This window comes from Phreatobacter sp. GW821-FHT04C01 (assembly GCF_059420385.1).
In genome coordinates, this window is record NZ_JBWKTP010000006.1 from 1 (window position 1) to 19,244 (window position 19,244).

The window sequence follows — 19,244 nt, forward strand, 5'->3', positions numbered from 1 at the left end:
AGCCGCAATGGCCAGCCCCGCCGCACACCCGAGTCAATCCGCCGCACTTCCTCTCCAGAGATATGTGCATGCCGTAGGGCTCGGCCGGGGGTGACGTAGAGGATGTGCTGGCAGCCGGTCGGCGCGGATCGACAGGCTGCTTGGCAGACACCATGCACCCAGCGCAGCGCCAGGCCGCGACGCCGGCACCCCTTCCTCACAGCTTGAAGCGCGGGTCCAGGTGATCGCGCAGGGCGTCGCCGAACAGGTTGAAGGCGAAGACCGAGAGCGAGATGGCGAGGCCGGGGAAGATGATCATCCAGGGTGCCTCGCGGTAGAAGTCGGCGGCATTGCCGGCGAGCATCAGGCCCCAGGCCGGCGTCGGTTCGGTGACCCCGAGGCCGAGGAACGACAGCGATGCCTCGAGCAGAATCGCCTGCGCCACGAAGGCGGTGAACATGATGATGAAGGGGGCAAAGACATTCGGCACCATGTGCTTGAGCACGATGCGCTGGTGGGTGAAGCCGGCCGCGCGGGCCGCGTCGATATAGGGCATCTCACGCACCGACAGTGCCGCCGAGCGGACCACGCGCGCGACCTTCGGGATGATCGGGATGGCGATGGCGACGACCAGGTTGAAATCGACGCCCCCGACGCTGCGCTTGCCGAGCATGGCCACCACCACCACGGCGAGCACGATGATCGGGAAGGACAGGAGCACGTCGATGAAGCGGCTGACATAGAAGTCGAACCGGCCGCCGAAATAGCCCTGCACCACGCCGATCAGGCCGCCGATGATCGAGCCCAGCAGCGAGGACAGGATGCCGATCACCAGCGCGGTGCGCGCGCCATAGACCACCCGCGAGAACACACAGCGGCCCATATTGTCGGTGCCGAACGGATATTGCCAGCTCGGCGGCATGAGCAGCGCGCCGAAGTCGAGGCTGAAGGGATCGTTGGGCACGATCCAGTCGGCGAAGACGCTCGCCAGGATGAGCACGGCGATGAAGGCGAGACAGGCCGCGCCGACCGGTTGCGCCTTGGCGAAGGCCAGCAGCGCGTTGGGGCGGCGGACCGCGACCTGCGGGATGGCGAGGGTCATCATTTGCCTCCGTAGCGAATGCGCGGGTCAAGCCAGGCATAAGCGAGATCGACGATCAGATTGGTCACGATGAACACCACCGCGATCACCATGACGATGCCCTGCACCATGGTGAAGTCCGAGCGCGTCACGGCCTGCACGAAGAGACGGCCGAGGCCGTTCAGGTTGAACACCTGCTCGGTGACGACGAGGCCACCGATGAGGAAGGCGAATTCGAGCCCGATGACGGTGACCGCCGGCAGCATGGCATTGCGCAATGCGTGGCGGCCGACGACCAGGCGCTCATAGACGCCCTTGGCGCGGGCGGTGCGGATATAGTCCTCGCGCATGACCTCGACGATGGAGGAGCGCACCATGCGGGCGAGCACCGCCGAGAAACGGTAGCCGACCGCCAGCGCCGGCCAGATCAGTTGCGAGAGATTGGCCAGCGGATCCTGCCAGATCGGCACATATTGCATCGGCGGGATCCAATTGAAGGCGAACAGCAGGCCGACGATGATCATCATGCCGAGCCAGAACGACGGGATCGCCAGCCCGCCGATGGTCACGATGCGGATGGCCTGATCGATCCAGGTGTCCTTGTAGAGCGCCGACAAGGTGCCGAGCGGCAAGGCGATGAGAATGGCGATGATGGTCGCCATGATCGCGACCTGCAGGGTCAGGCCGAGGCGGCCGGCGATCTCTTGGGTCACGGGCTGCTCGGTCCACATGGACTTGCCGAGGTCGAAGGTGACCAGCCCGACCATCCAGCCGCCGAATTGCTGATAGAGCGGCTTGTCGAGGCCGAGGCGCACGCGTTCGGCCTCGACCTGCTCGACCGTCGGTGCGCCGCCGTCGCCGCGCATCTTCAGCTCCACGATGTCGCCGGGCACCACGCGCAGCATGAGGAAAATCAGCACCGCCACCCCGAGCAAGGTCGGGATCATGGTCAGGATGCGTTTGGCGAGATAGGCGCCCATGGATCTCGGTCCTGCCAATCGACCCGCCCCCAGAGGGAGCGGGTGGCCGCGGATGCTGCCGGGTGAGGGGTCGTCCCATTGCAAGGCGAGGGGCTGGAACGGACGGCCTGATATCTGCGCCGACCCGTCCCCCTCACCCGGCGCCTCCATCGCGTCGAGCGAACGCAAGATGCGTTCGCACTCGCCATGCGGCGCCCCCTCTCCCGCAAGCGCGGGGGAGGGATAGTCCCATGCTCAGTTGGTCGCCGGCGCCAGCCAGACGTCGACCAGGTCCTGGCCGTGGACATGGCTCGGCGACATGTTCCAGCCCATCACCCGGGCATCCATGGCGACCAGCCGGTTCCACCACAGGAACGGCACCTGGTTGGCCTGTTCCATCACCCGCTTCTCGAAGGCGCGGATCAACTGGGTGCGGGCCTGGACATTGGTCTCGCGGGTGATCCGCTCGAAGGTCTGGTCAAGCTCGCGGTCGATGCCCTTGGACGGGTTTTCCGGCGACTTGTCCGCCGAAATATAGCGCAGCAGCGTATAGGTCGGGTCTTCCAGCACCTGGTTCTGGAAATCCAGCGCGACATCGAAATTGCCCGAGCGCACGGCCTGGACATAAGGGCTGGTCTCGAGCTGGCGATGCTCGACCGTGACGCCGATCTGGCGCCACTGATCGACCAGGAAGATGCCGGCGGGCGTATAGGGCTGCGGCACCGCCCGGTTGACCAAGGCGAAGGTCAGGTTGGAGACGCCGGCCTCGGCGAGCAGCTTGCGCGCCTCGGCGCGGGAGGCGGCGATGTCGCGGCCGAAACCCGGCAAGGCCGCGAGTTCCTCGGCGGAAGCCGAGAACGGCGCACCGGGACGCACCAGGCCGCCGACCGCGCGCAGGATCGAGGTCCGGCGCAGACCGGCGCTGCCGGCATTGCGGTCGATCGCCATGGACAAGGCGCGGCGCACCCGGACGTCGTTGAACGGCGGCTTCTCGGTGTTGAAGGCGACGATCAGCCCGGTCGACCAGGTCGCCTCGTAGAACTTGACCTTGTTGCCCAGCGCCTGTTCCAGACGGGTCCGGTCGGCCGGGCCGACGGTGCGGAACTCGGCCTGGATCTGGCCGCCCTGCATGGCGTTCAGCATGGCGGTCGCCTGCGGAATGAAGGCGATGCGGAAGCCGTCGAGATAGGGCCGCCCGTCGACGAAATATTTGTCGTAGCGCTGGCCGACCAGATGCGAGCCGCGGACATGCTCGACGAAACGGAAGGCGCCCGAGCCGAGAATATTCTGCACGGGGAAGCGCGGGTCCTGGGCGAGCTTGGCGGCCGAATAGACGCAGTTATAGGGGCTCGCGAAATTCTGCAGCATGGCCGGATTGGCGGCCGACAGCTTGAAGATCACCTGGGTCGGCGACGGCGTCTCGATCGAGGCGATATCGGCGAAGGTCGCCTGGCGCAGCGACACCACGCCGGCGGGCGGATTTCGCAGCCGCTCATAGGTCGCCTTGATATCGGCCGAGGTGAGTGGCGAGCCGTCATGGAAGGTGATGCCGGGATTGAGCTCGAACGTATAGGTCAGGCCGTCGGCCGAGACGTTCCAGGCCTTGGCCAGGTCGCCCTTCACCTCCGGATATCGTGACATGTCGAACTTGAGCAGGGTCGAATAGAACGGTCCGACCGACTGCACCACGACATAGGTTTCGTGGGCGTGGCAGTCATAGTTCGGCGGATCGGAGACCACCGCGAAATTCAGCGTGCCGCCGCGCGCCGGCTGCGGCGTCTGCGCGAAGGCCGCCGTGGCGGTGGTCAAGGCAAGGGCGAGCCCCAGGGCAAGATGTCGGATCATCGGATGTCTTCCTCCAGAATTCAGCGGCTTGAAGCCGTCTTGTCGGGATGATGGATGGTTGGGCGGGATCGGTAAACGCGTGAACCTCAGGCTTTGTGGCATGCGACGATATGGCCGGCCAGCTCGCGCGCGACCGGCACCACCGCGCGGCAATGGTCGTCGGCGAGCGGGCAGCGGGTATGGAACACGCAACCCTTGGGCGGATTGAGCGGTGACGGGATCTCGCCGGCGAGCGCGCGGGGCTGGCGTGCCCGCTCCTTCACCGGATCCGGCACCGGAGCGGCGTCGAGCAGCGCCCGGGTGTAGGGATGCAGCGGCTCGGCATAGAGCGCGTCGCGGTCGGCCACCTCCATGATCCGGCCGAGATACATGACCACGATGCGGTCGGAGATATGGCGCACCACCGCCAGGTCGTGGGCGATGAACAGGAAGGTCAGGTCGAACTGGCGCTTCAGGTCCTCGAGGAGATTGATCACCTGGCCCTGGATCGACACGTCGAGCGCCGAGACCGGCTCGTCGCAGACGATCAGCTGCGGCTCGAAGGCGAGCGCCCGGGCAATGCCGATGCGCTGGCGCTGGCCGCCCGACATCTCGTGCGGATAGCGCTCGGCCATATAGGGAAACAGGCCGACACGGGTGAGATAGTCGTCGACCCGCGCCTTGGCCTCGGCCTTGGTCGCGACGATGCCGTGGACCAGCATCGGCTCGGCGATGATGTCACCGACCGTCATGCGCGGGTTGAGCGACGAGAACGGATCCTGGAACACCACCTGCATGCGGCGGCGCACCGGCCGCAGCTCCTTCTGGGAGAGATGGGCAATGTCCTGGCCCTCGAAGAGGATGGCGCCTTCGGTGGGATTTTCCAGCCTGAGCACGCTGCGCCCGACGGTGGTCTTGCCGCAGCCGCTTTCGCCGACCAGCCCCAGCGTCTCGCCCTTGCGGATGGCGAAGGAGACGTCGTCGACCGCCTTGACGGTCGCCAGCTCCGAGGAGAACCAGGAGGTCTTGCGCGATACCCAGAAATGCGTTTTCAGCCCGCCGACCGCGAGGATGGGGGTGCCGGCGTAATCGATCGCCGGGGCTGGCGCGGCACCGTCCTCGGCGAAGACGGCAAGGCCCGCGGCGAGATCGGCGGAGCGGTGGCAACGGGCGCGATGGCCCGGACCGACGCTCAGGAGATCGGGCGCCTCGGCCTCGCAGACCGCGATCTTCAACGGGCAGCGCGGCGCGAAACGGCAGCCGACCGGCGGATTGCGCAGGTCCGGCGGCATGCCCTCGATGGTCTGGAGGCGGGCGCCGCGCGGCCGGTCGAGCCGCGGGACCGAACGCATCAGGCCAACCGCATAGGGATGACGGGGCGCCAGGAAGATGTCGTCGGCCGAGCCGGTCTCGACGATCCGCGCGGCATACATCACCGCGACGCGGTCGGCATAACGGGCGACGATGCCGAGATTGTGGGTGATGATGACCATGGCGATGCCGAGCCGGCGCGACAGGTCCTTCATCAGCTCCAGGATCTGCGCCTGGATGGTGACGTCGAGCGCGGTGGTCGGCTCGTCGGCGATGATCAGCTTGGGATTACAGGCGAGCCCAATGGCGATCATGATGCGCTGGCGCATGCCGCCGGACATCTGATGCGGATATTGGTCGAGCCGGCGATCCGGATCGGTAATGCCGACCAGGGTCAGAAGCTCGACCGCGCGGGCGCGCGCTTCGGCCTCGGTCATGTTCAGATGGATGAGCAGCGGCTCCATGACCTGCAGCCCGATGGTCAGCACCGGGTTCAGCGAGGTCATCGGCTCCTGGAAGATCATCGCGATGTCGCGGCCGCGAATGGCCCGCATATCCTCGCCCGAGAGCTTCAGGAGGTCGCGGCCGTCGAAGATGATCTCGCCCTTTTCGACCCGGCCGGCGGGTTTCGCCAGCAGTCCCATGACGGCGAGCGACGACACCGACTTGCCGCAGCCGCTTTCGCCGACGATCGCCAGGATCTCACCCGGCCTCACATCGTAGGAAACGCCTTCGACCGCGCGCACGACGCCGCGCGAGGTATGGAAATGGACGTGCAGGTCGCGCACCGACAAAAGTGCCTCGTCGCCCTTTTCGCGGGCAACGGTTGCGACGCCGCCCGCATCAGGAGCCGCGGTCTCGGCCAGAGCCATCGCATTGTCCTCGCCTGGAAGTTGTTTTTTGTTTTGTTGATCGGATTCTAGATCCGCCGACCCGGAATTCAAATGACTGGTTCGTCGACATCATGACCCCGCCTCGCCGGCCGCGAGGCTTTGCGCCAGAACGCGTGCCACGTGGATGGCCTCGCGGCCGGCACCGTCGGCGATCTGGTGGCGGCAGGAGGTGCCGTCGGCGACGATGATGGCATTCGCATCGGCCTTGCGCACCGCCGGCAGCAGCGACAGTTCCGCCATGGCGAGCGACACGTCGATGGTGTCGCGGTGATAACCGAAGGCGCCGGCCATGCCGCAGCAGGCGCTCTCGACGGTCTCGACCTCGAGACCCGGCACCAGCCGCAACGTGCCTTCGACCGCCCCCATGGCGTCGAAGGCCTTCTGGTGGCAATGGCCGTGCAGCAGCGCCTTCTGTTGCGGCAAGGCCTTGAGCGGCAGCGACAACCGGCCGGCCTTGGCTTCGGCCGCGATGAATTCCTCGAGCAGCACTGCGGCTTGCGAGACGGTGTCGCTGGCCGCGGTCTTCAGCAGCGCCGGGATCTCGTCGCGCAGGGTCAGCAGGCAGGACGGCTCGAGGCCGATGACCGGCACGCCGCGCTCCGCGAAAGGCGCGAGTGCCGAGACCAGGCGTTCGGCCTCCAGGCGGGCATTGTCGATCATGCCGGTGGCGAGATAGGTGCGGCCGCAGCAGAGGTTGCGCTTCGTGCCATCGGCCGGGACGGCGTGATGGATACGATAGCCGCCGGCCTTCAGCACCACCACCGCCGCGTCGAGATTCTCACGCTCGAAGGCGCGGTTGAAGGTGTCGGCGAACAGCACCACCTCGCGGCCGGCCTCGGCGCCCTCGCTCGTCCGCGCCGGCTGGAAGACATCGGAGCGCCATTTCGGCAGCGACCGGCGGGCGGAGAAGGCAGCGAGCTTTTCCGAGAGCCTGGCGAGGCCGGGAATGCGGTCGCGCAGGTTCAGGAGCCAGGGGGCCTTGGCGGCGAGACCCGCGTAGCGCGGCAGATGCGCCACCAGCCGGTCATGCAGCCTGGCGCCGTAGAGCGCGTAGCGGGCAGCGGTCGCCTCGATCTTCATGCGCGCCATGTCGACCCCGGTCGGGCATTCGCGCTTGCAGGCTTTGCAGGAAACACAGAGCTCGAGGCTAGCCTTCATCTCGGCTGAGGTGAAGGCGCCGGATCCGAGCTGGCCGGTCAGTGCCAGCCTGAGCGTATTGGCGCGGCCGCGGGTGACATGCTGCTCGTCGCGGGTCGCGCGATAGCTCGGGCACATGGCGCCGCCGTCGAGCTTCCGGCAAGTGCCGTTGTTGTTGCACATCTCGATGGCGCCCAGGAATCCCTGGGACGCCCCGGGATAGGCCGACCAGTCGAGAACCGGCTCGATCTCTTCGCCGCGATAATCCGGCGGGTAGCGGAACAGGCTGCGATCGTCCATGCGCGGGGCGCGGACGATCTTGCCCGGATTGAACAGGCCGGCCGGATCGAAACGGTCCTTGACCTCCTCGAAGGCGCGCACCAGCCGGGTGCCGAACATCTGCTCGTGAAATTCCGAGCGAACGATGCCGTCGCCGTGCTCGCCGGAATGCGAACCCTTGTACTTGCGCACCAGTTCAAAGGCCTGCTCGGCCATGGAGCGCATGCGCCTGGCATCGACCTCGAGCTTCATGTTGAGCACGGGGCGGACATGCAGGCAGCCGACGGAAGCGTGCGCATACCAAGTGCCGGTGGTGCCATGGGCCTTGAAGATTTCGGTGAGGCCAGCGGTATAGGCCGCGAGATCCGGCAGCGGCACCGCGCAATCCTCGACGAATGAGACCGGCTTGCCGGCTTCCTTCATGCTCATCATGATGTTGAGGCCGGACGAGCGCATCTCGGTGACGGCCGCCTGCCAGGCTGGCTCGGTGACCGCAACGACGCCGCCGAATTGCGCCCCCGACTTGTCCCAGCCGAAACCGAGATCGCCCATCAGGGCTTCCAGGTCCTTCAGCTTGGCGAGATTTTCAGCCTCGCTCGCCTCGGCGAATTCGACCACCAGCAGCGCGTCGGGATCGCCGCGCACGACCCGTTCGACGGTCGGGCGGAACATGGCGATGTCACGGGCAAGGCCGATCATGGTGCGATCGACCAGTTCGACCGCGATCGGGTTCAAGGTGACGAGATGCTGGGCGGCGTCCATCGCCTGGAGGAAGGCGCCGAAATGGCAGATGCCGAAGACCTTCGGCCCGAGCAGCGGCCAGAGCTTGAGGTCGACGGCGGTGGTGAAGGCGAGCGTGCCCTCCGACCCCACCAGGATATGCGCCATGTTGTTGGTCGGTCCGTTCGGCGCCAGCGCGTCCAGATTATAGCCGCCGACCCGGCGCTGCACCTTCGGGAAGCGCGCCGCGACCTCGCCCGCCTCGCGCTCGCCCAGCGCCAGCAGGTCGCGGGTCAGGAGATCGACATCGTTGCGCGCCGCTTCGGCGCGGCTGACCTCGCCGAACCAGCGGCGCGTGCCGTCGGCCAGCGCCGCCTCCACCTGCACGACATTGTTGCGCATGGTGCCATAGCGCAGCGACCGGCCGCCGCAGGAATTGTTGGCGGTCATGCCGCCAATGGTGGCCCGCGAGGCGGTGGAGACGTCGACCGGGAACCACAGGCCGTGCTTCTTGAGCTGGCGGTTGAGATCGTCGAGCACGATGCCCGGTTCGACCCGCGCCGTGCGGCCGGCGACATCGAGATCGAGAATGCGGTTCAGCTTCTTCGAACAGTCGACGACGAGAGAGGAATTGACCGTCTGGCCGCATTGCGAGGTGCCGCCGCCACGCGGCAGTACGGTGACGCCCGCCTCGCGCGCAATGGCAATGGTGCGGATCGCCTCGTCCACGGTCTCGGGAATGACGGTGCCGAGCGGCATGATCTGGTAGATCGAGGCGTCGGTGGCGTAGCGGCCGCGCGAGAAGGCATCGAACAGCACGCTGCCCGTCACCTCGGCGGCGAGGCGCTTTTCCAGGTTTCCAGCCGAAGGCGCCGTCGAGCCTGCCATGCGTTCCGTCCCATGGGCCGGCCCTCCGCCATCCGGCAGCCGGCCAGGCCGAAGCCATTCACCGAGATCGCCGGTCGGCGACCTCAACCTTGTTCTTGACTTGAATTTTGCATTCATTATTCATTCTGGCAAGAGGGATTGATCAGCCACCCTCGCTCGAGGAGACCCCCATGGCCCAGAACGCCCCCCGCATCGCCGGCCGGCATTTCCTGCAGATCCCCGGCCCGACGCCGGTGCCGGACCGCATCCTGCGCGCCATCGCCATGCCGACCATCGACCATCGCGGACCGGATTTCGGCAAGCTCGGCCAGCGCGTGCTCGACGGCATGAAGACGATCTTCAAGACCCAGGGCCATGTCGTGATCTATCCGGCCTCCGGCACCGGAGCCTGGGAGGCGGCGCTCGCCAACACCCTGTCGCCGGGCGACAAGGTGCTGATGGTCGAGACCGGCCATTTCGCCACCTTGTGGAAGACCATGGCGGGAAAGCTCGGCATCGAGCCGACCTTCATCGGCTCGGACTGGCGTATCGGCGCCGATACGGCCGCGATCGAAGCGGCGCTGCGCGACGACAAGGCCCACGCCTTCAAGGCGGTCTGCGTCGTCCATAACGAGACGGCGACCGGTTGCACCTCGCGCATCGACGAGGTCAGGCGGGCGATCGACGCGGCCGGCCACCCTGCTCTGCTGATGGTCGACACCATCTCCTCGCTCGCCTCCATCGACTATCGCCATGACGAATGGGGCGTCGACGTCACCGTCGCCGGCTCGCAAAAGGGCCTGATGCTGCCGCCGGGCCTGTCGTTCAACGCCGTCTCGGACAAGGCGCTCGCCGTGTCCCGGGCCTCGAAGCTGCCCAGGAGCTTCTGGAGCTGGGACGACATGATCGCCTCCAACAAGACGGGCTACTTCCCGTTCACGCCGGCGACCAACCTGCTCTACGGCCTCGACGAGGCGATCCAGATGCTGCACGAGGAAGGCCTCGACAACGTCTTCGCCCGCCACGACCGCCATGCCGAGGCGACCCGCCGGGCGGTGCGCGCCTGGGGCCTCGACATCCTCTGCCGTGACCCGAAATATTATTCCTCGGTGCTGACCGCCGTGGTCATGCCCGAGGGCCATGACGCCGACGCGCTGCGCGCCGTCATTCTCGACGCCTTCGACATGTCGCTTGGCACCGGCCTGTCCAAGGTCGCCAAAAAAGTGTTCCGCATCGGCCATCTCGGCGATACCAATGACCTGACCATCGTGGGCGCCTTGGCCGGCGTCGAAATGGGCCTCGGTCTTGCCGGCGTGCCGCACCAAGCCGGCGGCGTCGCGGCAGCCATGGCCTATCTGGCGGGCACCAAGAAGGGGGCGGCGGCCAAAGCCGCGTGACATGAACGAACACCCGCTCATCGCGCGCCGCTCGCTGTCGACCGAACTGGTCGGGCGGCTGCGCGACATGATCGTCGAAGGCACGCTGAAGCCCGGGGACAAGATCTCCGAGCCCGAGCTTTGCGACCTGTTCGGCGTGTCGCGCACACCGCTCAGGGAAGCCCTGAAGGTGCTGGCGGCGGAAGGGCTGGTGCAGCTCAATCCGAACCGCGGCGCGACGGTCGCGCGCATCGAACCCGGCGAGATCGAGGAGCTGTTCCCGATCATGGGCATGCTGGAGGCGCTCGCCGGCGAGCTCGCCTGCGAGCGGCTGACGCCGGCCGCGCTGAAGCGGCTGGAGACCATGCACACGACCATGGTGCGGCACTGGAAAGCCGGCGAATGGGTGCCCTATTCCAAGCTCAACCGCGAGATTCACGAAGCGATCTTCGAGGTCGCCGGCAATGCCACCCTGTCGACGCTCTACCAGAACCTGGTCGTGCGCATCCATGCGGTACGCTTCGTCGCGCGCAAATCGGCGGAACGCTGGGCCGAAGCGGTCGACGACCACGAGCGGATGATGGTCGCGCTGCGGGCGCGCGATGGCGCGGCGCTGTCGGCTGTCATGCGCGAGCACCTGCGCCACAAGGCCGACATGGTGCATGAGGCGCTGCGCCAGCTGGACGGCGGCCAGGTCTGACGCAAACGGGCGGGCCTCGCTCGACCTCAGCCCTCACTGCCGGGCTCGTCTGCGCCCGGCGCGCATTGTGATGACCGCGCGCCGCGCCTATCTGACCGAGGGCGCAGCCAGCCCGGAGACATCAAGCATGGCCGAATTGTCGGTTCTCGACCTCGCCCCCGTCGTCCAGGGAGCGACCCCGGGCGATGCCCTGCGCAATTCGCTGGATCTCGCCCGCCACGTCGAGCGCCTCGGGTACAAGCGCTTCTGGCTTGCCGAACACCACAACATGGTCGGCATCGCCAGCGCCGCGACCGCGGTGGCGATCGGTTATGTCGCCGGCGGCACCAGCACGATCCGGGTCGGCTCGGGCGGCATCATGCTGCCGAACCATGCGCCCATGGTGATCGCCGAGCAGTTCGGCACGCTGGAGGAACTTTATCCCGGCCGCATCGATCTCGGCATGGGCCGCGCGCCCGGCACCGACCAGCGGACGCTGCGGGCGCTACGCGTCGACCCGATGGAGGCCGACAATTTCCCCCAGGACGTGCTGGAGGTGCAGGCCTTCCTGGCACCCGCTCAGCCCGGCCAGGCGATCCAGGCGGTGCCCGGCGCCGGCACCAATGTGCCGATCTGGATTCTCGGCTCCAGCCTGTTCGGCGCCCAGCTTGCCGCCATGCTGGGCCTGCCCTACGCCTTCGCCTCGCATTTCGCGCCCGATGCGCTGATGCAGGCGCTCGAGGTCTATCGCGCCAAGTTCGCGCCCTCGGAGCAGCTCGACAAGCCCTATACGATGGCCGGCATCAACGTCATCGCCGCCGAGACCGATGCCGAGGCGAGACGCCTGTTCACCTCGTCGCAGCAGCAGCGCGCCAACATGTTCCGCGGCACGCGTGGCCAGCTGGCGCCGCCGATCGACGATATCGAGACCTATTGGACGCCTTCGGAAAAGATCCAGGCGGAGCGGACGCTGACCTATTCCTTTGTCGGCTCGGCCGAGACGGTGCGGCGCGGGCTGGAGCATTTCATCGCCAATACCAAGGTCGACGAATTGATGGTGGTGGCCGCCATCTACGACCACAAGGCGCGACTGCGCTCCTACGAGATCCTGGCCGAAGTGGCGAAAAGCCTGAAAACCCAAAAGGCGGTGGCGTGACCGGCGGCCGTCGGTCCATGATGGCAAAGCCATGACCTATCGTCCTTCGATCGCCCATACCGAGCTCGGCCCCGGCTTCTTCGACACCGTGGCGGCAGCAGCCTTTCCCGAAACGATCCTGCGCTATCGCAACCAGCGCTGGGCCGAGAAGGTCGGCCTCGGCGGGCTGACGCCGGAGCAGTGGATCGCGCATTTCGGCCGGTTCGAGCCGCTTCCCGGCAATATCCCGGAACCGCTGGCGCTGCGCTATCATGGCCACCAGTTCCGTTCCTACAATCCCGAGATCGGCGACGGCCGCGGCTTCCTGTTCGCCCAGGTGCTGGACGACCAGAGCCGGCTGCTCGACCTCGCCACCAAGGGCTCGGGCAAGACACCCTATTCACGCTTCGGCGACGGCCGGCTCACCCTGAAGGGCGGCGTGCGCGAGGTGCTGGCGACCGCGATGCTCGAAGCGCTCGGCGTCTATACCTCGAAGAGCTTCTCGCTGATCGAAACCGGCGAGGCACTTGCCCGCAACGACGAGCCTTCGCCGACACGGTCCTCGGTGCTGGTGCGCCTGTCGCACAGCCATATCCGCTTCGGCACGTTCCAGCGCCTGCTGGCCGAGAACGACGCGGCGCGCATCGCGCGTCTGGTCGCCCATTCGACCCAATATTACCACCCGGAGGCCGCACGCGACGGCGACGCCGCCAAGGAGGCGCCGGCTTTGCTCGAAGCGGTCGCCAAGGCGTCGGGCGCCATGGTGGCGGAATGGATGCTCGCCGGCTTCGTCCACGGGGTGCTCAACACCGACAACACTGTGATCACGGGTGAGAGCTTCGATTACGGCCCCTGGCGCTTCCTGCCACGTTACGAGCCCGGCTTCACCGCTGCCTATTTCGACGAGAACGGCCTTTATGCCTATGGCCGCCAGCCGGGCGCCATTGCCTGGAACCTGGAACGCTTCGCCGAATGCCTGACTTTGGTCGCGCCGATCGCCGAGCTCGAAGATGCGCTGAAGGCCTATGGCCCGGCCTTCAACGTCCATTTGCGCCGCATGGTCTGCCTGAGGCTCGGCGTGAAGCCGGTGGACGAGGCAACCGACGACGAATTGCTCGCCGCCTTTTTCCAGTTCCAGCACAAGTCGCAGGCCGGGTTCGAACGGACCATTTTCGACTGGCACGGTGGCGCCGCGCGGCGCGCCTTCGCCCTCGCCGGACCGCAAAAGGCGCTTTATGCCGGCGAGCCCTTCGACCGGCTGCTGGCGGCGCTCGAAGCCCATGCGCCGCGCGACTGGACGCCGGAGGCATCGGCCTATTTCGAGAGCGAGGGGCCGGCGACCCTGCTGATCGAAGAGGTCGAAGGCCTCTGGGCGCCGATCGCCGAGCGCGACGACTGGGGTCTGTTCCAGGCCAAGCTCGCCCATATCGAACAGGCGCGGCTCGCCTTCGGCATCATCGCGACGCGCTAGCGACCAGCCGCCGCCTTGACGCTCGGACTTGCGCACGCGAGGCTTGAAACCGTCAGCCGAACGCAACCAGGATCGCCATGACCGCTCGCGCCGCCCCGGCCTTCCTGTCCTATGCGCAAAACCTCGAAGACTATCACCTGGCGCTGATCTTCGCGGACCAGAGCGAAGGCTTTTACATCGATGTCGGCGGCGGCCATGTGGTCGCCGACAATGTCAGCTTCGGCTTCTACGAGCGGGGCTGGCGCGGCATCGTGGTCGAGCCGCAGCCCGCATTGGCCTCGGCCTATCGCAAGGTTCGCCCGCGCGACGTCGTTGTTGAAGCTCTGTGCGGCCGGGTGCCGGGTGAGACCGATTTTTTCGAGGCCAACCGTTTCCACGGCCTGTCGACCACGTCGAGCGCCAATGCCGAGGCCGCGGCGGCCGCGGGGATCGCGACCACCCGGCGGCGCTTGCCGACCGTAACGCTCGCCGAACTCTGCGCCGCCCACGCGCCAACCGCGATCGACTTCCTGAAGATCGATGTCGAGGGCGCCGAGGCCGAGGTTCTCGCCGGCAATGACTGGGCCCGCTTCCGGCCGCGCGTCATCCTGCTGGAGGCCGTGACGCCCTGGACCATGGCCGACGCCTCGGCAAGCTTCGCGCCGATCCTGACCGGGGCCGGCTATCGCGAGGTCTATTTCGACAATCTCAACCGCTTCTACATGCCCGAAGACGGTCTCGACCTCGCGACACGCCTGCCGAAGGCGCCGACCGCCTGGGACGCGGTGCTGCATCTCGGCGAATATGGGCCGGCCCATCAGGATGTTTCCCATCCCGACCATGGCCTGGCGCGCCTGATCGATCCGGATTGCTTTGCCCGTCTCAACACCATGGAAGCGGCCGATCTGGCGGCGATCCTGCCGCCGCATGCGGAACCCGGCCGAGAAGCCACACGTGCCGCGCTCGCCCGTATCGCCTGCTATTTCGACGGCGGTTTCATCATCGACTGAAGCGCCCGCCGGACGGACGGCTTGCCATTGCCGCCCCGGGGTGATCGTTTAGCCGACCCAATTGCGGCACCGGATGACCCGAGACATCCCTTGCCCCGTTTCGACAGAGAAGACATGGCCGACGATATTCCCTTCGAACGCGAGGACGATGCCGTTCCCGGCCGTCCGCAGACGCTGTCGCCGCTGATCCGCCGGGTGCTTTGCCCCAATCCCGGCCCGTTCACCTTCAAGGGCACGGTGACCTACGTCATCGGCCACGGGCGCGTCGCGATCGTCGATCCCGGCCCCGACAATCAGGACCATATCGCCGCCGTGCTGGAGGCGGTGAAGGGCGAAACCGTCGAGGCGATCCTCGTCACCCATACCCATCGCGACCATTCGCCGGCGACCGCCGCGATCAAGGCCGCGACGGGAGCGACCGTCTATGCCGAAGGACCGCACCGGGCGGCCCGGGCGCTCAATCTCGGCGAAACCAATGTGCTCGATTCATCCGGCGACCGGGATTTCACCCCTGATGTCGCTGTCGTCGACGGCCAGATGATCAACGGCACCGGCTGGACGGTAGAGAGCGTGTTCACCCCAGGCCATACCGCCAATCACATGGCCTTCTCGCTCAGGGAAGAAAACGCACTGCTATCAGGCGACCATGTCATGGCCTGGTCGACCTCGATCGTCGCGCCGCCCGACGGTTCGATGGGCGACTACATGGCCTCACTGGAAAAACTGCGTGCCCGTTCCGAGGCGATCTTCTGGCCCGGTCATGGCGGCGCGGTGCATGAGCCGCAGCGCTTCATGCGGGCGCTCGCCCATCATCGCCTGCAGCGCGAAGCCTCGATCATGAAGCGCGTCGCGTCCGGCGATACGACGATCCCGGCCATTGTCGCGGCGATCTATGACGGCCTCGACCCACGCCTGACCGGCGCGGCCGGCCTCAGCGTCTTTGCTCATCTGGAGGACCTGGTGGGGCGTGGCCTGGTGAGGACGGACGGTGCGCCGGCGCTGGACGGGGTGTTTCGGCCCGTCTGAGATCAAACAAAATCCAGCGGCAGCGCCGTCACCTCCTTGATCTCCTCCATGACGAAGCTCGCCGAGACATCCTGCATTTCGATGCGGGCGGTGAGTTTCTTGTAGAGCCGGTCATAGGCCGCGACATTGGGCACGCGGGCGTGGAGGATGTAGTCGATCTCGCCGGCGGTGCGATAGGCCCCGATCAGCTCGGGAATGTCCTGGACGGCTGCATGGAAGCGCTCGGCCCAGTCGGCTTCGTGCCGGCTGGTGCGCACGGCGATGAAGACGGTGAGTTCCAGGTTGAGCTTGACCGGATCGGCCAGCGCCACCCGCGCTTTGATGAAGCCCTCCTCCTCCAGCCGCTTCAGCCGGCGCCAGCAGGCATTGCGCGACAGATGCACACGCTCGGCCAGCGCCTCGATCGACAGGCTGGAATCGCGCTGAATCTCGCGCATGATGGACTTGTCGTAGGCATCGAGCGGAGAGATCTGAGAAGACATCCCAACATTCTACGCAATGATGGGATCTTGTCCACAAGAGAAGGTTTTTCTCTTCGCAGATTGGGAACCCGTCTCGCGCGCGCCGGGCTACCCTTGAAGCCGTTTCGCTCCTGATCCTGAGGCTGCCATGCTCGACCGCGCAAAGACTGCCTTCACCACCCATCCGCATGCCGTCGGCGAAAGCTATTTCGAGCATTTCGGTGCGGCCATGCGCTATTCCGGCACTTTCCTTTTCTGTGCCTTCTGCGCCTTCGTCCACGCTTTCCTGCCTTTCCTGTTCGAGAAGACAGCCTCCACCACGGTGCGCAAGATGGTCGCCGCCATGGATGCCCGCATGCATGCGCCGCAGGGCAAGGTCGAGCCGGCGCCCCAGGCCGCCGAATAAGCCTCATGCGCCTACGCCACGCAGCCGCGCGTGGCTGGCCGGTCGCCTGCCGCGCCCGCTGATGCTAAGACGCGCTCCTCATCTCAGGGGCGCCCGTCCATGACCGATCCTGTCCTCGTCGAAGTGCTGCGCGGCGAAACCGTCGAGAGCGCCCATCGCGGCGCCGCGGTGGTCGTGGATGCCGATGGCAAAGCGGCCTTCGCGTGTGGCGATATCGACAGGCCGGTCTATCCGCGCTCGGCGATCAAGGCGCTGCAGGCGCTGCCGCTGGTCGAGAGCGGTGCGGCCGATCGCTACGGCTTCGGTCCGGCCGAACTGGCGCTCGCTTGTTCCTCCCATAGCGGCGAACCGCGCCATGCTGCGACCTCGGCCGCCATGCTGGCCAAGGCCGGGCGCAGCGTCGAGACGCTGGAATGCGGCACCCACTGGCCGTCGAATGCCGTGGCCACCCAGGCGCTGGCCCGTTCCGGCGGCACCCCCAGCGCACTCCACAACAACTGCTCCGGCAAGCATGCGGGCTTCGTTTGCTTCGCCTGTTCAAGCGACATCGACCCGCGGGGATATGTCGGCCGCGAGCACCCGGTGCAACGCTTCGTCGCCGAGGCCGTGAGCGAAGTCACCGGCACGAAACTCGACGCTTCGACCGCCATCGGCACGGACGGCTGCTCGATCCCCACCTATGCCATTCCGCTGACCCATCTCGCCCGCGGCTTCGCCCGCCTCGGCACCGGCCAGGGCGTCGGCCCGGAGCGAGCCAAGGCCTTTGCCAGGTTGCGCGCCGCCTGCGCCGCCGAACCCTTCATGGTCGCCGGAACGGGACGCTTCTGCACCGAGGTGATGACGTTGTTCGGCGCCAGGGTCTTCGTGAAGACCGGCGCCGAAGGCGTGTTCTGCGCGACCTTCCCCGAGCAGGGTTTCGGCATCGCGCTCAAATGCGCCGACGGCACCTCACGCGCCTCCGAGGTGATGATGGCGGCGCTGATCCAGCGCTTCGTGCCGATGAACGAAGCCGAGCAAGCGGCCTTTGCGCGTTTCTCCGGGCCCGTCATGACCAACTGGAACGGCATCGAGGTCGGCCGGATCCGCGCCGCGGGTCCGCTGCTCGCCTGATCATGCACACGCCTTCTCCCCCGATGTCAGGATCTTGCGCGAGGCTCGCCGGCACCATTCAATAAATTCCAAATGCCCCCTTGCCAGCGGTGATGGACGCGGTATCGTTCGCTTACGAATGATCTCCCGGGGAACATCCTAACGGGGGGCGTCACCAGAGGTAGAACGGCGGTTCTCCGCCAGCCATTCTCGAGGGGAGAATCTTCCATGACGAAGCTGAACCTGTCCCGCCGCACGGTCGTCGGTGGACTGGCCGCGACCGGTGTCGCGATGACTGCCGGGCAAGGCGCCGCCCAGGGCGCGCCGGTGCGTGTCGGCGAGCTGAACTCCTACAGCCGCATGGCCGCTTTCGCGGTGCCCTATCGCAATGCCATGCAGCTTGCCCAGGACGAGATCAACCGCGCCGGCGGTCTCGCCGGCCTCGGCGGCCGGCCGCTGGAAATCGTGTTCCGCGACGACGGCTCGACGCCGGGCGATGCCGTACGCGTCGCCGAAGAACTGGTGACCCGCGAGAACGTCTCGTTCATCGCCGGCGCCTTCCTGTCCAATGTCGGCCTGGCGCTCGCCGACTTCGCCAACCAGCGCAAGGTGCTCTATCTCGCCACCGAGCCGCTGACCGACGCATTGACCATGGGCAGCGGCAACCGCTTCACCTTCCGGGTCCGCGCCAACACCTATATGCAGACCAAGATGCTGGTGGAGGCCGCCAAGGGCAAAGGCATCAAGCGCTGGGCCATCGTCGCGCCGAACTATGAATATGGCCAGTCGGCGGCGGCCAATTTCAAGAAGCTGATGGGCGCGGCCGTGCCGGGCTTCGAGGTGGTCGGCGAACAGTTCCCGGCGCTCGGCCGGGTCGACGCCGGGGCAACCGTCGGCGCGCTGGCGCAGATGAAGCCCGACGGCATCTTCAACGTGCTGTTCGGCGCCGACCTGCCGGCCTTCGTGCGCGAGGGCAATACCCGCGGCCTGTTCGAGGGCCGGACCGTCGTCAGCCTGCTCACTGGCGAACCGGAATATATCCTGCCGCTCGGCGAGGAGACGCCGGAAGGCTGGATCACCACGGGTTATCCCTGGGAACAGGTCGAGACCAATGGCCATAAGGCCTTTGCCGAAGCCTATCGGGCGCGTTTCAACGACACGCCCCGGCTCGGCTCGCTGCTCGGCTATGTCGTCGGCTACATGATCCGCGACCTGTTCAACAAGGCCAAGTCGACCGAGACCGAAGCGCTGATCGCCGCCCTCAAGGGCCTGAAGAGCGACACAGTGGCCGGTCCCGTCGAGATGCGCGCTATCGACCAGCAATCGACGCTCGGCGCCTGGGTCGGCGAGACCACGCTCAAGGGCAAGCTCGGCACGATGAAGAACTGGCGCTACGAGGACGGCGCCAAATACATGTTCCCCGAGGCCGAAGTGCTCGCCGCACGCAAGGCCTGATCGATCCGTTCAGCGGCCCGGGGCTGTCCGCCCCGGGCATCAAGCGATGCGCATGGACTGCCGGTCACGGCGGCCCCCGCTCGGATTTTGTCTTGAGAACGCTTCAG

General features: G+C 66.7%; 15 protein-coding genes. 9 read left to right on the forward strand and 6 right to left on the reverse strand.

Annotated features, from left to right (window positions below):
* Positions 1–196: 196 nt before the first annotated feature.
* From AC07WJ_RS22185 to AC07WJ_RS22205, 5 genes are all read right to left on the reverse strand, one after another.
* On the reverse strand, positions 197–1,081 hold the full coding sequence (locus AC07WJ_RS22185; protein WP_494936834.1) for an ABC transporter permease: 885 nt from the start codon (positions 1,079–1,081) through the stop codon (positions 197–199).
* A complete protein-coding gene (locus AC07WJ_RS22190) occupies positions 1,081–2,040 on the reverse strand; it encodes an ABC transporter permease (protein ID WP_494936835.1) in 960 nt (319 codons plus the stop codon). Before AC07WJ_RS22190 ends, AC07WJ_RS22185 begins: the two co-directional genes overlap by 1 nt.
* Positions 2,041–2,274: 234 nt before the next feature.
* The gene (locus AC07WJ_RS22195; RefSeq protein WP_494936836.1) at positions 2,275–3,864 is read right to left on the reverse strand and encodes an ABC transporter substrate-binding protein; all 1,590 of its coding nucleotides are present in this window, start codon (positions 3,862–3,864) and stop codon (positions 2,275–2,277) included.
* An 86-nt stretch (positions 3,865–3,950) separates the two neighbouring features.
* Positions 3,951–6,026, reverse strand: coding sequence for an ABC transporter ATP-binding protein (locus tag AC07WJ_RS22200; protein WP_494936837.1), 2,076 nt, complete (start codon positions 6,024–6,026; stop codon positions 3,951–3,953).
* Positions 6,027–6,116: 90 nt separating this feature from the next.
* On the reverse strand, positions 6,117–9,071 hold the full coding sequence (locus AC07WJ_RS22205; protein WP_494936838.1) for an FAD-binding and (Fe-S)-binding domain-containing protein: 2,955 nt from the start codon (positions 9,069–9,071) through the stop codon (positions 6,117–6,119).
* Between the two features lie 170 nt (positions 9,072–9,241).
* Here AC07WJ_RS22205 and AC07WJ_RS22210 point away from each other — a divergent pair, with 170 nt between their 5' ends.
* The 6 genes from AC07WJ_RS22210 to AC07WJ_RS22235 all read left to right on the forward strand — a co-directional run bounded on the left by AC07WJ_RS22210 (position 9,242) and on the right by AC07WJ_RS22235 (position 15,726).
* On the forward strand, positions 9,242–10,447 hold the full coding sequence (locus tag AC07WJ_RS22210) for a pyridoxal-phosphate-dependent aminotransferase family protein (RefSeq protein ID WP_494936839.1): 1,206 nt from the start codon (positions 9,242–9,244) through the stop codon (positions 10,445–10,447).
* 1 nt (position 10,448) lies between these two features.
* Positions 10,449–11,126: a GntR family transcriptional regulator gene (locus AC07WJ_RS22215; RefSeq protein ID WP_494936840.1), complete on the forward strand. Its 678-nt coding sequence runs from the start codon at positions 10,449–10,451 to the stop codon at positions 11,124–11,126.
* 127 nt (positions 11,127–11,253) lie between these two features.
* Positions 11,254–12,261, forward strand: a complete 1,008-nt coding sequence (locus tag AC07WJ_RS22220; RefSeq protein WP_494937218.1) for an LLM class flavin-dependent oxidoreductase — start codon at positions 11,254–11,256, stop codon at positions 12,259–12,261.
* Between the two features lie 31 nt (positions 12,262–12,292).
* Complete coding sequence (locus AC07WJ_RS22225; protein WP_494936841.1) at positions 12,293–13,711, forward strand: protein adenylyltransferase SelO family protein; 1,419 nt, start codon at positions 12,293–12,295, stop codon at positions 13,709–13,711.
* Between the two features lie 77 nt (positions 13,712–13,788).
* A complete protein-coding gene (locus tag AC07WJ_RS22230; RefSeq protein ID WP_494936842.1) occupies positions 13,789–14,700 on the forward strand; it encodes an FkbM family methyltransferase in 912 nt (303 codons plus the stop codon).
* Positions 14,701–14,814: 114 nt separating this feature from the next.
* Entirely contained in the window at positions 14,815–15,726 is a 912-nt protein-coding gene (locus AC07WJ_RS22235; RefSeq protein ID WP_494936843.1) for an MBL fold metallo-hydrolase, read from the forward strand.
* A gap of 2 nt (positions 15,727–15,728) precedes the next feature.
* On the opposite strand, the gene AC07WJ_RS22240 is transcribed toward AC07WJ_RS22235, so the two are convergent.
* A complete protein-coding gene (locus AC07WJ_RS22240; RefSeq protein ID WP_494936844.1) occupies positions 15,729–16,208 on the reverse strand; it encodes an Lrp/AsnC family transcriptional regulator in 480 nt (159 codons plus the stop codon).
* 127 nt (positions 16,209–16,335) lie between these two features.
* On the opposite strand from AC07WJ_RS22240, the gene AC07WJ_RS22245 reads away from it, so the two are divergent.
* The 3 genes from AC07WJ_RS22245 to AC07WJ_RS22255 all read left to right on the forward strand — a co-directional run bounded on the left by AC07WJ_RS22245 (position 16,336) and on the right by AC07WJ_RS22255 (position 19,137).
* A complete protein-coding gene (locus tag AC07WJ_RS22245; RefSeq protein ID WP_494936845.1) occupies positions 16,336–16,593 on the forward strand; it encodes a DUF6356 family protein in 258 nt (85 codons plus the stop codon).
* 99 nt (positions 16,594–16,692) lie between these two features.
* The gene (locus tag AC07WJ_RS22250) at positions 16,693–17,703 is read left to right on the forward strand and encodes an asparaginase (protein ID WP_494936846.1); all 1,011 of its coding nucleotides are present in this window, start codon (positions 16,693–16,695) and stop codon (positions 17,701–17,703) included.
* Positions 17,704–17,910: 207 nt separating this feature from the next.
* Positions 17,911–19,137, forward strand: a complete 1,227-nt coding sequence (locus AC07WJ_RS22255; RefSeq protein ID WP_494936847.1) for an ABC transporter substrate-binding protein — start codon at positions 17,911–17,913, stop codon at positions 19,135–19,137.
* The last annotated feature ends 107 nt before the right edge of the window (positions 19,138–19,244 follow it).

Coding starts and splice junctions, on each gene's coding strand:
- AC07WJ_RS22185 (WP_494936834.1), bottom strand. CDS start 1,081: ATGACCCTCGCCATCCCGCAGGTCGCGGTCCGCCGCCCCAACGCGCTG.
- AC07WJ_RS22190 (WP_494936835.1), bottom strand. CDS start 2,040: ATGGGCGCCTATCTCGCCAAACGCATCCTGACCATGATCCCGACCTTG.
- AC07WJ_RS22195 (WP_494936836.1), bottom strand. CDS start 3,864: ATGATCCGACATCTTGCCCTGGGGCTCGCCCTTGCCTTGACCACCGCC.
- AC07WJ_RS22200 (WP_494936837.1), bottom strand. CDS start 6,026: ATGGCTCTGGCCGAGACCGCGGCTCCTGATGCGGGCGGCGTCGCAACC.
- AC07WJ_RS22205 (WP_494936838.1), bottom strand. CDS start 9,071: ATGGCAGGCTCGACGGCGCCTTCGGCTGGAAACCTGGAAAAGCGCCTC.
- AC07WJ_RS22210 (WP_494936839.1), top strand. CDS start 9,242: ATGGCCCAGAACGCCCCCCGCATCGCCGGCCGGCATTTCCTGCAGATC.
- AC07WJ_RS22215 (WP_494936840.1), top strand. CDS start 10,449: ATGAACGAACACCCGCTCATCGCGCGCCGCTCGCTGTCGACCGAACTG.
- AC07WJ_RS22220 (WP_494937218.1), top strand. CDS start 11,254: ATGGCCGAATTGTCGGTTCTCGACCTCGCCCCCGTCGTCCAGGGAGCG.
- AC07WJ_RS22225 (WP_494936841.1), top strand. CDS start 12,293: ATGACCTATCGTCCTTCGATCGCCCATACCGAGCTCGGCCCCGGCTTC.
- AC07WJ_RS22230 (WP_494936842.1), top strand. CDS start 13,789: ATGACCGCTCGCGCCGCCCCGGCCTTCCTGTCCTATGCGCAAAACCTC.
- AC07WJ_RS22235 (WP_494936843.1), top strand. CDS start 14,815: ATGGCCGACGATATTCCCTTCGAACGCGAGGACGATGCCGTTCCCGGC.
- AC07WJ_RS22240 (WP_494936844.1), bottom strand. CDS start 16,208: ATGTCTTCTCAGATCTCTCCGCTCGATGCCTACGACAAGTCCATCATG.
- AC07WJ_RS22245 (WP_494936845.1), top strand. CDS start 16,336: ATGCTCGACCGCGCAAAGACTGCCTTCACCACCCATCCGCATGCCGTC.
- AC07WJ_RS22250 (WP_494936846.1), top strand. CDS start 16,693: ATGACCGATCCTGTCCTCGTCGAAGTGCTGCGCGGCGAAACCGTCGAG.
- AC07WJ_RS22255 (WP_494936847.1), top strand. CDS start 17,911: ATGACGAAGCTGAACCTGTCCCGCCGCACGGTCGTCGGTGGACTGGCC.